We start from the raw sequence: 15,090 nt of genomic DNA, 5'->3' as shown, positions 1-15,090 counted from the left end.
CGAGTAGATACCAAACCAAAATATATCTCCGACACATATTTAGTTTAGACGCATCTAAACAAACCTATGTTGAGCGCCAAAATGGAGGATTATCTAAAGGTCATCTACAGTCTCCAGCGGGAGACCGATGGCCCCATCTCAACCTCCGCGATTGCAGAGGCTCTGGGTGTCAAACCGCCCACGGTCACGAGCATGGCAAAGAAGCTTGAGACGCGCGAGCTCGTCGAACGTGAGGAGTACAAAGGCGTCCGCCTCACCCCAGAAGGCGAGACGGTCGCCCTCGAAGTGCTCCGCCACCACCGCCTGCTCGAAACGTACCTTGCAGAACACCTCGGCTACGACTGGGCGGAAGTCCACAACGAAGCCGACCGCTTAGAACACCACATCAGCGAAGAGTTCGAGCGCCGGGTTGCCGAGATGCTCGACAACCCGACGGTCGACCCCCACGGCGCGCCCATTCCGAACGCGAACCTCGACCCAATCGAGGACATCATGGGAACCGCGCTGTCGGAGCGGGAAGCTGGTGACTCCGTCGTCATCAAACGAGTGCGCGACGGGAACGCCGCCGAGTTGGAATATCTCGCAGACGCCGGGATTCTGCCCGGTACACCGGTCGATGTGGTCGAAGTCGCGCCAATCGGACTGGTGACGGTTCGCCTCCCCGACGGCGACGAAGTCGCGCTCTCAGAGCGCATCGCGGACGTCATCCGCGTCAGTGACCGTGATTCAATGTCAGAAAGTGCAACCGAGGTGGCGTGAATGCCATCCCACGACTACAAGACGGCGGGTGCGATGACGAAGACGTTAGAAGAACGCCTCGTCGGCGCGCTCAAGGGTGAATCGATTGATAGACGAACGGTTCTCGGCGGACTCGGACTCGCCGGTGCGGCGGGTATCGCCGGGTTCAGCGGTGGCGCGTCAGCAGACGGCGACCACGGTGGTGGCGACAGCCACCACGGGAATTTCGGGGCCGTTGGCGAGTATTCGGGCAACCAGTTCGACCCCCACGAATACCTCTATCAGTTCAACACGGGCTACGATGGACAGGAGAACGTCACCCAAGAGGTCTACATGGAGGGTGACCAGCGGATTCGTCGCTTCGAGTTGAACGCCGTGGACATCGAAATCGAAATCGCCCCCGGTATCACGTTCTCCGCGTGGTCCTACAACGGACAGGTTCCGGGACCGACGCTTCGCGTCACGGAAGGCGACATCATCGAAGTTGAGTTCACGAACCTTGGCCGCCACGCCCACACCATCCACCCACACGTAAAGAACATCAATCCGGCGATGGACGGCATCCCCACGAACGGGCCGGGTGTCCTCGACACGGGCGAATCGTACACCTACCGCTGGAAAGCCCAGCCGTGTGGCGTGCAGTTTTACCACTGCCACTCACTGCCGCTCAAAGAGCACATCCACCGCGGCCTCTACGGCGTCATCATCGTCGACCCCGACCCAGAACGGGTGCGGGAAAATCCACGCGATTACATCAACTACGACGGGCCGATGACCGACGACCTCGTTTCCCAACTCGTCACGAAAGCAGAAAGCCGGAATCACGAGTACGATGAAGGCGAAGACGTAAACGAGATGGTGATGGTCATGAACGGCTTCGACACCAACTTCGACGGCGACAACGAGGTGTACGCCGCGAACACCCGCGCGTTCGCCTACGGCGTTGGCGATACCGACGGGAAGGGGAACTGGGAGCCGGGCGAAACGAAGCGCCCGATTCAGGTCGATGGCCAACAGCTCCAGCGCGTTTACCTCGTAAACGCCATCGAGTTCGACGCCATCAACTCGTTCCACACCCACTCGAACTTCTTCGACTACTACGACCACGGGACGATGCTCACGCCCACCCTGAAGACGGTGGACACGGTGATGCAGTGTCAGGCACAGCGCGGGATTCTGGAAATCGACTACTCGGACCACGAACCCGGCTTGTACATGTTCCACGCCCACCAGTCTGAGTTCGCTGAACTTGGTTGGATGAGCTTCTTCGAGGTGGTCTAAATGGCGAGAAGCGACGGTGGAACCAACACCGTCAACAAGCCGTTTGGCCTGCCACGCTGGGTAGCTGCAATCCTCCCGATTGCACTGCTCGCACTCGTCATCGCGGGCTTCTTCGTGGCGACGCCGTTCGCGGGCCTCCAAGGCTCCGGCGCGCCGCTTCCCGACGTAACCGTCACCCATCACACGATTCCGAACGACGACACCATCGTGTTACACGTGGTGAACAACGGTCCTGAGGACGTGACCATCTCGCAGGTGCTCGTCGGTGACGCCTACTGGAATCATCAGGTGATGCAAGGTGGCGAAGAAGTGCGGACTATCGGGGCACGCGAATCTGCGCAAGTGGTGATACCGTACCACTGGAATCCCGGGTGGGACTTGGAAACAGCGCTCGTCTTGAACGACGGGACGACCATCCACCACACCATCGTCGCCCCCGAACAGAGTCCGGGCGTGAGCGGTGACGTCCTCTGGACGCTCGCCATCATCGGCCTGTTCGTCGGGGTCATCCCCGTCGCACTCGGCATGCTCTGGTTCCCGTTCATGCAGTCGATGAGCGACCGGGCGCTCCACGCCATCCTCGCCTTCTCGGTGGGGATTCTCGTCTTCCTCGCGTTCGACGCGGGCTTCGAGGCGTTCGAGATAGCAGAGCAGGTTCCCGGGGCGTTCGAGGGGCAACTCCTCGTCGTCCTTGGCATCCTAGGCGCGCTCCTCATCGTCCAAGCGGTGACGAAGTGGAAGTCCTCGGGCACGGGCACGCCGTCTGGGCTCTGGATTGCCTACATGGTCGCGCTCGGCATTGGCCTGCACAACCTCGCAGAAGGCCTCGCCATCGGGAGCGCGTTCGCCATCGGGCGGGTCTCGCTCGGCGCGTTCCTCGTGGTTGGCTTCATGCTCCACAACGTGACCGAAGGCCCCGCAGTCGTCGCCCCCGTGACGCGCGGGTCGCGGCCGTCGCTCGGTCACTTCATGGCGATGGGCGCACTCGCTGGCATCCCCGTCATCTTTGGCGGTTGGATTGGCAGTTTCGCCTTCTCGCCAACGCTTGGGGCGCTGTTCCTCGCCATTGGCGTGGGCGCAATCTTGCAGGTCGTCTGGGAGATTGGCGGCCTCATTTCGCGCAACGGCCAGCTAGGCAGTTCGCTTAACTTGCTCGGGTTCCTCGCGGGACTCGTAGTTATGTATGCGACTGACTTGCTGGTGGTGCTCTAATAGATGGAACGGCGCGACTTCCTCACGATCGCAGGCGCAACGATTGCCACTGCCCTCGCCGGGTGTACCGGCAGCGGTGGGGACACACGTGGCGACACCGTCGGGATGAAAGACTTCAAATTCACCCCGAAAACGCTCACCGTGGATGCAGGAACGACCGTCACCTTCGACAACGACAGCGAAGTCGGACACACCGTCACGGCCTACGAACAGAAAATTCCGGACGACGCCGCCTACTTCGCAAGCGGCGATTTCGAGAGCGAAACGGCCGCGCGCAAAGACGTAAACGGCGGCCTCATCGAACCCGGCGACACGTACACCCACACCTTCGAGGTGCCGGGTCGGTACGACTACTTCTGTATCCCCCACGAGGGAACGGGAATGAAAGGGACGATTTCGGTCGAATAACCGCCGAAACTGGTTTTTTCGTGGTTCGCGTGAACTGAATCATGACCTCGCTCGACGACATCGACCGCACGATTTTGCGCCTGCTGGTCGAAGACGCCCGCCGCCCCTACAGCGATATCGCAGAAGAGGTAGACCGCTCCCCGCCAACGGTTGCAGACCGCGTCGAGCGACTCCAAGACCTCGGCCTCATCAAACGCTTCACCGTCTCACTCGACCGCTCGCGGCTCAGCGAGGGGCTTCCAATGCTGGTTGACCTCAGCGTCAGGCCCGGAGCCACAGAGCGCGTCAAATCCGGCGTGCTCGGCATCGATGGTGTCGAACACGTGTTCACGACGGCCGAGGGACACGTCGTCTTCCAGGGCCACCTCGGTGAGGCGAACGTCGAAGCACTGCTCGCTGAGGCCATCGCTCTTGACGACATCCAATCGTACTCCGTAGACCTCCTTTCTGACGTGTCGTGGCAACCCGCCGTGGGCGAGGCCGCCTTCGCCCCCGAGTGTGCAGAGTGTGGCAACACGGTCACTGCCGAAGGAACGTCTGTCGTCCTCGACGGCGATCGCTACCATTTCTGTTGCTCATCGTGTGAGGCGCGCTTTACTGACCGCTACGAGGAACTGAAGCAGGGCGTCTGAACCACCCAAAGCTGTCAGCCACACAAAGCTTATGTGTTAATTGCTTGATCGTTCCGTATGCGAAAGGAAGTCCTGCTCGCCGGATGCGTGGGGATTCTCGTTATCGTCGCCGCGCTCACGGCATTTTTCGTCCCCGGAACACTCGCAGATCCGGAGCTAGACCGGGAACCAGCGGGCCGTCTCGGCTTAGAAGAGATGACGATTACCTCCACCAACGTCACCGGCGGCTCAGCCACCCTCTCCGTTGATACCCGCCTCAGCCACCGTGGTGGCCCCTCCGACAATGTGACCATCCTGTTGCGCGCCATCGACCTCGATACGGGACTCGTCGAAACGGAAACGACGCTCGATGTCGGCACTATCGAGTCAGAAAAGGAGGTTTCTGCGGTTGGCTCGCTCACCGTCGCGCGAAACGGCGGCTACCGCATCGAGTCCATCGCCTACGTCAACGACCGACGTATCGAACGCGGCACGAAGGAGATTCGCGGCGTTGAGACGCTGACGCCCACCTACGCACGCTCCGCGACACAGTTCCACGAGTTCCCAAACCGCCCGTCGCTCGAATACCGCATTCAGTCGGTCTCCGAGAACCGCGCGACGCTCAACGTTTCTACGTACCTGACGAACACTGGCGACGTGGCGGACGACGACCTCCGGCTGCTCGTGACGGCGCGACAGGCAGATTCGAACATCGTCGCCGACGAAGCGTCCGTGCAAGTCGGTGAAATCGCTCCCGGCCGCACCGCGAAACCGACTGTCACTCTCGACGTTCCAGATGGCTACAACTACTACTTAGACGCAACGCTCTGGAAAGACGGCGTCATTGTTGGCAACACTCGCTCGGTGGCGAATTTGAATCCGAACGAGACGGTGTCCGTGAACACGACCCAACGTGATACGGGCCTTCAGTCGGGTGATTTCGTGACAGATTCACCGTCCGGCCCGAACCCAACTGACACACCGACAACCGAAGAATCCGGCCCCGGCTTCGGCATTCTCGCCACGCTCGTGGCCATCGCAACGCTCACGCTAATCAAACGAGGAACCCACAAATGAGTGACTCAGACCAATCACCGACGACCGCTGTTCGCACCGCCGCCGTAGATGACCTGCCGACCTACCTCTACTGGGGTGCGCTCGTTGGCCTCGCCCTGCTCGCGGCGATTGCGACGCTCCAGTTTTACTTCAGCGTCGGGCGCATCATCTCGATTTGGGTGGCCCGCGACTACCAACCGGTGTTTCAGGCGGTGTTCAACCTCATCATTCTCCTGCTCACCGGGATTGGCATCTCGCTCATCGTCACCCGCCTTCGCAAAAACGCGTAGTTCTCTCTTCTTACGCTGACGCTTCGTAACCCGCGTCCTCGACCGTGGCGAGAGGCGCAGTCAGTTCGGCATCTTCGACTCCAGTCACGGCACCTCATCCGTAATTCTGTGTCGAGGCATTGTGGGCTGTTGTCTCAGGGGAACTTCGCAGTTGCCCGTTTAGTTTCGTGCCTGCTTATCCGAATTCACCTTCGAATCCAATGTACTGGATTCGAATTATTTTGGGTTCTGAGGGACAAACCGCTTCAAGCTATAGTGCGTAGTAGTTTTCAATGACTACCCAGCGGGTTCAGTTCGCCATCACGGGGATGAGTTGTGCGAACTGCTCGAAAACCATCGAAACGGCCGTCACGAAGCTAGACGGCGTCACCGAGGCGAGTATCAACTACGCCACGGACGAGGGGACAGTCGAGTTCGACCCCGAACGAGTGGAACTCATGGAACTTTACGACGCCATCGAGGACGCGGGCTACGAGGCGGCCCGCGAGTCGGTTACGATTGGCATCACGGACATGACGTGTGCCAACTGCGCCTCGACCAACGAAGACGCGCTCATGCGGGTTCCCGGCGTTATCAACGTCGAAGCCAACTTCGCCACTGACGAGGCTCGTGTCGAGTACAACCCGGCGCAGGTCACGCGGTCACAGCTCTACGATGCCATCGAGGATGCGGGCTACACACCCGTCCGCGACGACACGGGCGACACCGGGTCAGAGCGCGAGCGCCGTGACGCCGCTCGCCACGCAGAAATCGACCGCCAGCGAAAGTTGGTGCTGTTCGGGGCAGTGCTTTCTGTCCCGCTTCTCGGGATGCTCCTTGCCCACCTCTTTGCGCCGAACATTCTCCCCGGAACCGTCCTCGGCCTCCCGATTGGGTGGGTTGGCTTTCTCTTCGCCACGCCCATTCAGTACGTCCTCGGCAAGGAGTTCTACGAGAACTCGTACACCGCGCTCGTGAAAAATCGGACGGCGAACATGGACGTGCTCATCGCGCTTGGCTCGTCGACGGCGTACTTCTACTCGGTTGCCGTCCTGCTCGGGTTCATTGGCGGAGCCGTCTATTTCGACACCGCCGCGTTCATCCTCGTGTTCATCACGCTCGGTAACTACCTCGAAGCCCGTTCGAAAGGGCAAGCAGGCGACGCGCTCCGCGAACTGCTCGAACTCGAAGCCGACACCGCGACGCTCGTAGACGACGCGGGCAACGAACGCGAAGTCCCACTCGAAGACGTGGAAGTCGGCGACCGGATGAAGGTGCGCCCCGGTGAGAAGATTCCGACCGACGGCGTCGTCGTCTCGGGTGAGAGCGCGGTTGACGAGTCGATGGTGACCGGCGAGTCCGTCCCGGTCGAAAAGGCCGAAGGCGACGAAGTGGTTGGCTCCACCATCAACGAAAACGGCGTGCTGGTGGTGGAAGCCACGAAAGTCGGCGAGGAAACGGCAATCCAGCAAATCGTCGCCCTCGTCTCGGACGCCCAGAGCCGCCAGCCCGAGATTCAGAACCTCGCAGACCGCATCAGCGCCTACTTCGTCCCCGCGGTCATCGCAAACGCGCTGTTCTGGAGCATCATTTGGTTCGCCTTCCCCGAAGCCCTCGCCGGGCTCGTCGGGAGCCTGCCGCTCTGGGGGCTCATCGAAGGCGGCCCGCAGGTGGTGGGCGGCGGCGTTTCAGTCTTCGAGTTCGCGGTCATCGTGTTCGCCTCGGCCGTCCTCATCGCCTGTCCGTGCGCCCTCGGCCTCGCCACGCCCGCGGCCACGATGGTCGGGACGACGATTGGCGCGCGAAACGGCGTGCTGTTCAAAGGCGGCGACATCTTAGAGCGCGTCCGCGACGTGGACACCGTCGTTTTCGACAAAACCGGTACCCTGACGAAAGGCGAGATGTGCCTCACTGACATCGTCGCGCTCACCTCCGCAGACGGCGGACAGATGCAGTCGCAACTCAGTGACGAGGCGTTCGTCCTGTCGGTCGCCGCAAGCGCAGAATCCGGCAGCGAGCACCCGCTCGCTGAAGCCATCGTAGCGGGAGCCAGCGAACGCGACCTCAACCTCGATTCCCCCGAATCGTTCGAGAACGTCCCCGGCCACGGCGTCCGCGCCGAGGTGAGTCAGGGAACCGTGTTCATCGGCAACCGCAAGCTCATGGCCGACAACGGCATCGACCCTGCGCCAGCAGAAGAGACGTTAGAACGCCTCGAACGCGAGGGGAAAACCGCCATGCTCGTCGCCCTTGACGGAACGCTCATCGGCGTTGTCGCCACCGCAGACACCATCAAGGAGAATGCGGCTGCGGCCGTCACCGCGCTCCGCGAACGCGGTCTCTCGGTGTTGCTCATCACGGGTGACAACGAGCGCACCGCCCGCGCGGTGGCAGAGCAAGTCGGCATCGATCCCGCAAACGTCCGCGCTGAAGTGCTTCCCGAGGACAAAGCCGACGCGGTGGAATCGATTCAAGCTGAGGGCAATAGGGCCATGATGGTCGGTGACGGCGTGAACGACGCTCCCGCGCTCGCCGCCGCCTACGTCGGGACGGCCCTCGGCAGCGGGACGGACGTGGCCATCGAAGCCGCGGACGTGACGCTCATGCGCGACGACCCGGCGGACGTACTCAAGGCGATTCGTATCTCCGAAGGGACGCTCCAGAAAATCAAGCAGAATCTGTTCTGGGCGCTCGGCTACAACACCGCGATGATTCCCCTCGCGTCGCTTGGCCTGCTGCAACCCGTGCTCGCGGCGGTTGCGATGGCGTTTTCGAGCGTCTCGGTGCTCGCAAACAGTCTCGCGTTCCGGCGCTACACGCCCGACCACGACTACAAGCTGTTCGGGAAGTTCCGGTAGGATGCTGTCTGATTCTGTGCAGTGATGTACGAGACTGGGCGCGATGTGCCCACACACGTCGGTTTTTAGCTGTCACCTGTCCGAACATTTTGATGGTTCTGCCAAAATCTATTCTTACTGATACTGTTTGGATTGAGTTACCATGCCACCCGCTCCACTCGGGAAACCCACACGCAGACAGATTTTGCAGGCCACCGCTGGTGCACTCGGCGTCGCCACCGTCTCTGGACTCGCGGCCGGGCGTGCAGAATACGACCCGTACAAGCCGGAAACCGTCGGTAGATCGAGCGACAACGTGACGAACGTCGGGTATCACAGCCTCGGCGGTATTGGCAGCGAGTCCACGGCAGGACGGCCAGAGAACCCCCACTACGGTGGCGTCACCGAGATACGCACTCACGGCGATTACGCCTTCGTCTCGCTATTTTCCTCGCGCGACGAGACGGATGGCCGCGGGGTCGCCATCGTTGATATTAGCGACTACAACCGCGCGGAAACCCTGGCCGACGTAGAACAGGCGGAGATGACCGTCCTCTCGTTTTTCGGCAACCAGAGTGCGGGGACGGCTATCATGGACGTGAAAGGCTCTGCCGACGGCAACTACCTGTTCCTCGGCACGCAACCCATCTCGGCGCTGTACAACGAAGTGACGACGAGCACGGATTCTGACGCCGACAGCACCTCGGGGACGAACACCGGCGGCCTCATCGCCGTAGATATCACCGACAAAGGAAATCCGACGGTCGTCGGCACGTTCGACGCCTTCTCGACGGGGATACACAACCTGTTTCACCACCGCATCGGCGGCGCAGACTACGTCTTCGCGTGTAAGGACATCGAATACGCGGGCGACGCCGGGCTGTACGTCTTCGAGTTCCACCGCGACACTGGCCTGCTCGAACTCGTGAATCGGTGGACAGTTCCTGAGGAGCCGAACACGGACGCCGCTCCGTTTCCTTTCTTCTACTGCCACGACGTCGAAGTCCAAGACGACCCGAAGACGGGCACACCGACGGCGTACCTCTCCTACTGGGACGCGGGGCTCCAAGTTCTCGACGTGAGCGACCCGACCAGTATTTCGCGCATCGGGAAATTCGAGATGCGGCAGTCACACTTCGCCACACCCGCACCCGACCTCGTGGACGGAAAGCGCGTCTGTATCGCAAGCCACGAAGAACCCTCCGGCGACTACGACGAGGGCGTCGAAGGCAAAACCAACCCGGAAAGCACCGGTACGGTGTTTCTGGTGGATGCAGACGGCATCTACGAGGAGGCTGGTACGACTGCCATGCCGGAACTCGACAACTGGACGTGGCAGAACGCGACCGAAATCGAGGGCGTAGACGACATCTCGTTCGACAACTTCGCGCTGAGTCCCCACAACTCGACTGTCGAAAAACACGTTGACCCGGAGACGGGAGAAGAGGCGTTCTGGGTGCATCAGGCTCACTATCATGGCGGAATGCGCTATCTCCGCATCGACCCAGAAACCTGGACGCTCAGAGAAGACGGCTGGTCGCGCCCACAGTACGATGTGCCAGAGGACTCCATGCTCGGCGGCCTAAACGCCACCACGCCGAATATCTGGGGTGCAGACGAGAGCAACGGCGTCACCTTCGCCTCGGACATCAATCAGGGCGTCCACGCCATCTACAACGCTGCCATCCCCATCAGTGGCGCAACGCCGGTTGTCGCCCTCTCACGTTCTGATGACGGCTCCGTGTTCACAGCCGGCCAGACCAACCACGTCACGCTTACCGTTGAGTACGCAGCGGAATCCGTCCTCGTCCGTGACCGGCTCCCCGAGTCGTGGTCGGTCGTGGACGGCGACGCACACACCACTTACCTCGAAGGCGGCGCGCGCATGGTCGAGTTCACGACGCCGGTAAGTGAAGCAGACGGTGTGCGAAACTACTTCGCAGAAGCGCCATCGGGAGCGGAAGCCACTGGCGAGTACACGTTCGGCCCGGTTGAGTTCAGCCACGATGGCGGCGAAACGTGGCACGAAATCGAAGCCACGACGGACGTGAACACCGTGGGCGGCGTGGACACGAACACGCTCACGCTCGGGACGATTGGCGGCACGGCGGGCGTGTTCTATCACCAACGCGAAAGAGTGTTGAACACGGTTCGCGGGCTGTTCGATTAAAAGCCTTCGAGCACGGCGTTTCTCCGCTGGATTCGGTCTTGCTCTGACTCGATGACTTCGAGCGTGCGGTCGTCAACCGAGACGAGGTGACAGAGCGGGTGGCCGGGTGCGGCGACTGGGTTCTGGAGCAAGCCAACGAGTAAGCCCGTAAACGGTGCGGTCACCTCGTGTACCTCGTCTCTGAAGTGATCGCTGATGGTTGCTATCACCTCGCCTTCGTACACCAGTTCGCGCCGTCCGTGGTGCATTTCGACGAGGCCGCCTACGTCGGCTCTGAGCCAGCGTTTGTCGCTGCTGTCATCTATCACCTTTATCCAGCCCGGCCAGTGAATCGCGCGGTCGGGGAGCAGTTCGTACTCCGCGAGGACGCTCTCGACGCCGTCGAGTGCCCGCTTGATGAGCCGCCGTTGAAAGCGATGGGCCTGTCCCATCTCGATGGTGATGGTCGGCGTGCCCGCGCTCGTCGCCGCACCGCGAAGCGAGCCGCCGTCGCCACCGCCGCCAAGGATGACGTTCGCCCCGAAGGAGCGTGCGAGTCGGGCCACCTCGGGGTTGTTCATATCGGCGCGAACGTGGAACATGGTCGTCCGATTGCGCGTCGAGGTGTGGAAATCGAGGCCGAAATCGCACTGTTTGATGAACGTCGTAAACAGGGAGTTCGCCATGCGTTCTGCGGTGTTCGACCGTTCGCCTCCCGGGAACGACCGGTTCAAATCGAGGTCGTAAATCGGGATATAGCGCTGCTGGGCGAGGTAGCCGGGGATGTTCACGACGTGGACACAGACGAGGGTTCCGTGGAGTTCGTTTGGACTGTACCGTGAGGCGACTTCTTGGACGACTTTGACGCCGTTCAGTTCGTCGCCGTGGATGGCGGCGGTGAGGAACACCGACGGACCGGGATGGCGGCCGTTGATGATGGTGACTGGAATTTCGACCGGGTCGCCAAGATACGTCTCGCTGATACCGTGGCGGAGGGTTTTCACTTCTCCCGGGCCGACGGTTTCTCCGTTGTAATGAAAGGCGTTCGAAAATTCGGCCATACTTGACTGTCTCGCGTGACCCCCAAGTACATTCCCCCTGCTCGTGAAAAATCGTGAAAAATCGGCACAGGGAACCTCTCTCGACCGTTGGCGTTTTATCCGCGAATGCGCTATCGAGTGGCGTGCAGAAGATTACCGACCGAACGCGCAACCCCTTTGGCATGCGCACGCCCGCAGAGTACGAGGCCACCGCCGGGCAGACGGCGTTCGGCTACGGTGACGTAAACGCCGACTTCCACCTCATCGGTGACCACCCGGGCGTCCACGGCGGAACGGAGACGGGTGTTCCCTTCACCGAAAGCGTGGCCGGCGAACGCCTCCAACCGATTTTCCACGAGCTTGGCTTTCTCGATGCGGCCTACGCAGCCGAGCCAACACCCGACAACCTGTACGCGTCGTACATCCACATGTGCGCCGTCGAAGCCGGGAACACACCGACGGAAAAACAGTACGCTGCGCTCGAACGCTTCTTCGACGCCGAACTGCGCGCCATCAACGGCCACATCTTGATGCCGGTAGGTGAGCAAGCCACGCGCCACGTCGTTCGCGAGTACACTACCCAGGAGCGCCACCTCGACTTCGACATGGCCGCGCTTCACGGGACCGACATCCGCGGGGGTGGCTTTCTCGTGGTTCCGATTCGCGAGCCAACAGAATGGGACGACGGCGACGCAGAAATGCTCGAAACCAACCTGCGCGCGTTGTTGAACTCCGATTACCGCCAGACGAAGGGCGTGGCAACAATGATTGGTTAACTCGGTTCTCGCCCTTACTGCCTGGTTACCAGCGTCTTATGAGGCTCCCGCCTGTATGCAGAGCCATGAGTGAGACGCCCGAATACGATGTAACCGTTGTCGGCGGTGGTCCCGCCGGACTGACTGCCGCACTGTATACGACCCGCCTGTCCCACGATACGGCGGTCATCAACCGCGGCGGCGGCCGCGCGGCGATGATGATGGAGACCCACAACGTCATCGGCATCACCGAAGACGTGTCCGGCAACGAGTTTCTCCAAACCGCCGTCGAACAGTTAGAAGGGTACGGCACGGACTACTTCCGCGACACCGTCACCTCGATTTCAGCAACCGACGACGGGCCGCGACGCTACCTCGTCGAGGCTGGGAACGTCTCCGTCTACTCTGACTATCTCGTGTTGGCGACCGGCTTCACCGACAAGCGCCCAGACCCGCCGCTCCCACGCACGGGCCGAGGGCTGCACTACTGTCTGCACTGTGATGCCTACATGTTCGTCGACGAGCCGGTGTACGTAATGGGCCACTCGAACAGCGCCGCCTACGTGGCGATGATCATGCTCAATTTCACCGACCGCGTGGACCTGCTGCTGCGTGGCGAGGAACCCACATGGTCTGCCGAAACGGACGAACTCCTGCGCGCCCACCCCGTCACCATCATTGAAGACGAAATCAAGTCGAAATTCCAGGACGAGGACGACCCATCGTGGCTCGGCGGCTTCGTCTTCGAAGACGGCACGCGCCGCGAGTACAAGGGCGGCTTTCCGATGTACGGCTCCGAGTACAACACCGACCTCGCCACCTCACTCGGCGTCGAACTCACTGACGACGGAACGATTTCGGTGGACGACCACGGCAAGACGAACGTCGAGGGTGTCTACGCCGTTGGCGACGTGACGCCGGGCCACAACCAGATTCCCGTCGCGCTCGGTGAAGGCGCAAAAGCCGGCATTTCCATCCACTACAGCGCCCGCAAATTCCCGATGTCGCTCGACGAAATCGAGGCCGCAGGCGGCGAAATCGACCTCTCCGAAGCGCCCGCCATCTCCGAAAAACTTCGTGAAGCAGCCGCGAAACACGACGCGGGCGAAGCGGCCGCAGACGACTGAGGCACGCAGATGGTCACGGTTCACCTCGGTTCGACCTACGCAGACGCGATAGGCGAGGCTTCGCTCACCGTTTTGGTGACAGGAGAGACGACCGTGTTGGACCTGCTCGCTGAAATCGCAGAGACACATCCCGCGATTCAGCCGCTGTGGTTTCGGTCGAACGGGCAGCTTCGTGGACACGTCGAAGTGGCCGTGAACGGAACGGCGATACAGGAGTTACAGGGGCCAGACACGGTGATTCAGTCGGATGCCGAACTCACGGTCAAGCCAGCGCTTGGGTGTTAGCATCCACCAGAAACAGTCATGTGTGCCGCGCCGTGAGAATGAGTGTGAAGCAGATTCAACTCGAGTGTACGGTGTTCGAGGGGGAAAACAGCGTGTACCTCTTCGGCGCAGATGACCCGAACACCCCGGTCACGCTCGTAGACGCGGGCGTTGCGGTCGAAGAAGTACGCGACCAACTTCAGTCGGCACTCGCCTCCGAAGACCTCTCGTTTGCGGACATCGAAACCGTGTTCCTGACCCACTTTCACGGCGACCACAGTGGACTGGCGGGATTCATCCAAGAGCAAAGCGACGCGACAATTTACGCCCACCACGACGACGCAGACCTCATCGAACGCGACGTTTCCGCGTGGGAGTCGCTGTTTGCGACCCAGAAGGCGAAGTTGAACGAGTGGGGGATGCCCAACGACAAACAAGACGAACTCATCCCGTATCTCGAAGGCGTCGAAACGATGTCCGACGGCGCGCCAACCGTCACGCGATTTGAGGCAGGCGACCGCTTCGAAGTCGGCGACCTGACGTTCGAGGCGGTCCACATGCCTGGACACACGGAAGGTCAGTGTGGGTTCGTCGTCGACCGCGGCGAGGGCAACGAACTGCTCTCCGGTGACGCACTCCTCCCGAAATACACGCCGAACGTCGGCGGGGCGGACGTGCGCGTCGAAAAACCGCTCCAAAAATATCTCGACACGCTGACGGGCATCGTGGCTGCAGACTACACCGTTGCGTGGCCCGGCCACCGCCAGCGCATCGACGACCCGGCGGCTCGCGCGAAGTACATCATCGACCACCACCGCGAACGCACGGAGAAAGTGCTCGCCGTGCTCCGCGACCACGGCCCTGCAGACGCATGGACGGTGAGTGCACACCTGTTCGGTGACCTGCACTCGATTCACATCCTCCACGGCCCGGGCGAGGCGTACGCACACCTCTCACATCTGGAAGCGGACGGCGTGGTAGAAAATTCCGACGATGGGTACGAAATAGTCGATTCCGAGCCAGCGTTAGACGAGCTGTTCCCAGCCGTCGAGCTGGCCTAATCGAATTTCCTTACTTGGTTGAGAGCTGACTCTGATTTTCTGCGTCAACGAGGTTGCGCAGGCGGCTTCTGCACGTCGTAGAGAAGGTTCGCTGTGCCTGTGTCCAGGCAGGTTCGGTCGGTTCTGGTGTCGGTTCTGTGGGCGAGGCCCACTTGTCGCCGGGGAAGGTGTATGTCTTCGAGTTCGTGCTCATGTCGAGGGTGGATTACGATTTGTTTGATAGCGTGTCGGTCGGGTGGTGGCTTTCCATGCTGCGCGTACTGCGAGGTGATGAAGTATCAT

Annotated in this window: 15 protein-coding genes; 13 read left to right on the top strand and 2 right to left on the bottom strand. The window is 61.2% G+C overall.

Annotated features, from left to right (window positions below; all coding sequences use genetic code 11):
- Positions 1–66: 66 nt before the first annotated feature.
- The 9 genes from V5N12_RS11085 to V5N12_RS11045 all read left to right on the top strand — a co-directional run bounded on the left by V5N12_RS11085 (position 67) and on the right by V5N12_RS11045 (position 10,582).
- Positions 67–759, top strand: coding sequence for a metal-dependent transcriptional regulator (locus V5N12_RS11085; RefSeq protein WP_332899231.1), 693 nt, complete (start codon positions 67–69; stop codon positions 757–759).
- On the top strand, positions 760–2,019 hold the full coding sequence (locus tag V5N12_RS11080; protein ID WP_332899230.1) for a multicopper oxidase domain-containing protein: 1,260 nt from the start codon (positions 760–762) through the stop codon (positions 2,017–2,019).
- Entirely contained in the window at positions 2,020–3,231 is a 1,212-nt protein-coding gene (locus V5N12_RS11075; protein ID WP_332899229.1) for a ZIP family metal transporter, read from the top strand.
- A 3-nt stretch (positions 3,232–3,234) separates the two neighbouring features.
- A complete protein-coding gene (locus V5N12_RS11070) occupies positions 3,235–3,639 on the top strand; it encodes a cupredoxin domain-containing protein (RefSeq protein ID WP_332899228.1) in 405 nt (134 codons plus the stop codon).
- A 41-nt stretch (positions 3,640–3,680) separates the two neighbouring features.
- Positions 3,681–4,271 carry an AsnC family transcriptional regulator gene (locus V5N12_RS11065; protein WP_332899227.1) on the top strand — a complete coding sequence of 197 codons (591 nt, stop codon included), beginning with the start codon at positions 3,681–3,683 and terminating at the stop codon, positions 4,269–4,271.
- Between the two features lie 57 nt (positions 4,272–4,328).
- Complete coding sequence (locus V5N12_RS11060) at positions 4,329–5,327, top strand: DUF7490 domain-containing protein (protein ID WP_332899226.1); 999 nt, start codon at positions 4,329–4,331, stop codon at positions 5,325–5,327.
- A complete protein-coding gene (locus V5N12_RS11055) occupies positions 5,324–5,596 on the top strand; it encodes a hypothetical protein (RefSeq protein ID WP_332899225.1) in 273 nt (90 codons plus the stop codon). Before V5N12_RS11060 ends, V5N12_RS11055 begins: the two co-directional genes overlap by 4 nt.
- 272 nt (positions 5,597–5,868) lie before the next feature.
- Positions 5,869–8,433 carry a heavy metal translocating P-type ATPase gene (locus V5N12_RS11050; RefSeq protein ID WP_332899224.1) on the top strand — a complete coding sequence of 855 codons (2,565 nt, stop codon included), beginning with the start codon at positions 5,869–5,871 and terminating at the stop codon, positions 8,431–8,433.
- Positions 8,434–8,575: 142 nt separating this feature from the next.
- A complete protein-coding gene (locus V5N12_RS11045) occupies positions 8,576–10,582 on the top strand; it encodes an LVIVD repeat-containing protein (RefSeq protein ID WP_332899223.1) in 2,007 nt (668 codons plus the stop codon).
- Here V5N12_RS11045 and V5N12_RS11040 read toward each other — a convergent pair.
- Entirely contained in the window at positions 10,579–11,622 is a 1,044-nt protein-coding gene (locus tag V5N12_RS11040; RefSeq protein ID WP_332899222.1) for a succinylglutamate desuccinylase/aspartoacylase family protein, read from the bottom strand. The two genes, V5N12_RS11045 and V5N12_RS11040, sit on opposite strands and share 4 nt — an antisense overlap.
- Positions 11,623–11,744: 122 nt before the next feature.
- On the opposite strand from V5N12_RS11040, the gene V5N12_RS11035 reads away from it, so the two are divergent.
- The 4 genes from V5N12_RS11035 (at position 11,745) to V5N12_RS11020 (ending at position 14,808) form a co-directional block, all read left to right on the top strand.
- Entirely contained in the window at positions 11,745–12,377 is a 633-nt protein-coding gene (locus tag V5N12_RS11035; protein ID WP_332899221.1) for a uracil-DNA glycosylase family protein, read from the top strand.
- Between the two features lie 65 nt (positions 12,378–12,442).
- Entirely contained in the window at positions 12,443–13,483 is a 1,041-nt protein-coding gene (locus tag V5N12_RS11030) for an NAD(P)/FAD-dependent oxidoreductase (protein WP_332899220.1), read from the top strand.
- 9 nt (positions 13,484–13,492) lie between these two features.
- Positions 13,493–13,768 carry a MoaD/ThiS family protein gene (locus V5N12_RS11025; RefSeq protein WP_332899219.1) on the top strand — a complete coding sequence of 92 codons (276 nt, stop codon included), beginning with the start codon at positions 13,493–13,495 and terminating at the stop codon, positions 13,766–13,768.
- Positions 13,769–13,812: 44 nt separating this feature from the next.
- Entirely contained in the window at positions 13,813–14,808 is a 996-nt protein-coding gene (locus V5N12_RS11020; RefSeq protein ID WP_332899218.1) for an MBL fold metallo-hydrolase, read from the top strand.
- A 10-nt stretch (positions 14,809–14,818) separates the two neighbouring features.
- Here the strand turns inward: V5N12_RS11020 and V5N12_RS11015 are convergent, their stop codons facing one another.
- Positions 14,819–15,001, bottom strand: coding sequence for a hypothetical protein (locus V5N12_RS11015; protein WP_332899217.1), 183 nt, complete (start codon positions 14,999–15,001; stop codon positions 14,819–14,821).
- Positions 15,002–15,090: the final 89 nt, after the last annotated feature.

Origin of the sequence: Haladaptatus sp. CMSO5 (genome assembly GCF_036689885.1) — an archaeon.
Taxonomy (GTDB): Archaea; Halobacteriota; Halobacteria; order Halobacteriales; family Halococcaceae; genus QDMS2.
Note: the sequence above shows the minus strand (reverse complement) of the source record. Positions and strands in the feature narration are given on the sequence as shown.

Excerpts from the sequence above, each read along its gene's own strand:
- V5N12_RS11025 (WP_332899219.1), top strand. The coding sequence starts at position 13,493 with ATGGTCACGGTTCACCTCGGTTCGACCTACGCAGACGCGATAGGCGAG.
- V5N12_RS11075 (WP_332899229.1), top strand. The coding sequence starts at position 2,020 with ATGGCGAGAAGCGACGGTGGAACCAACACCGTCAACAAGCCGTTTGGC.
- V5N12_RS11080 (WP_332899230.1), top strand. The coding sequence starts at position 760 with ATGCCATCCCACGACTACAAGACGGCGGGTGCGATGACGAAGACGTTA.
- V5N12_RS11065 (WP_332899227.1), top strand. The coding sequence starts at position 3,681 with ATGACCTCGCTCGACGACATCGACCGCACGATTTTGCGCCTGCTGGTC.
- V5N12_RS11030 (WP_332899220.1), top strand. The coding sequence starts at position 12,443 with ATGAGTGAGACGCCCGAATACGATGTAACCGTTGTCGGCGGTGGTCCC.
- V5N12_RS11055 (WP_332899225.1), top strand. The coding sequence starts at position 5,324 with ATGAGTGACTCAGACCAATCACCGACGACCGCTGTTCGCACCGCCGCC.
- V5N12_RS11050 (WP_332899224.1), top strand. The coding sequence starts at position 5,869 with ATGACTACCCAGCGGGTTCAGTTCGCCATCACGGGGATGAGTTGTGCG.
- V5N12_RS11045 (WP_332899223.1), top strand. The coding sequence starts at position 8,576 with ATGCCACCCGCTCCACTCGGGAAACCCACACGCAGACAGATTTTGCAG.
- V5N12_RS11015 (WP_332899217.1), bottom strand. The coding sequence starts at position 15,001 with ATGAGCACGAACTCGAAGACATACACCTTCCCCGGCGACAAGTGGGCC.
- V5N12_RS11085 (WP_332899231.1), top strand. The coding sequence starts at position 67 with ATGTTGAGCGCCAAAATGGAGGATTATCTAAAGGTCATCTACAGTCTC.
- V5N12_RS11040 (WP_332899222.1), bottom strand. The coding sequence starts at position 11,622 with ATGGCCGAATTTTCGAACGCCTTTCATTACAACGGAGAAACCGTCGGC.
- V5N12_RS11060 (WP_332899226.1), top strand. The coding sequence starts at position 4,329 with ATGCGAAAGGAAGTCCTGCTCGCCGGATGCGTGGGGATTCTCGTTATC.
- V5N12_RS11070 (WP_332899228.1), top strand. The coding sequence starts at position 3,235 with ATGGAACGGCGCGACTTCCTCACGATCGCAGGCGCAACGATTGCCACT.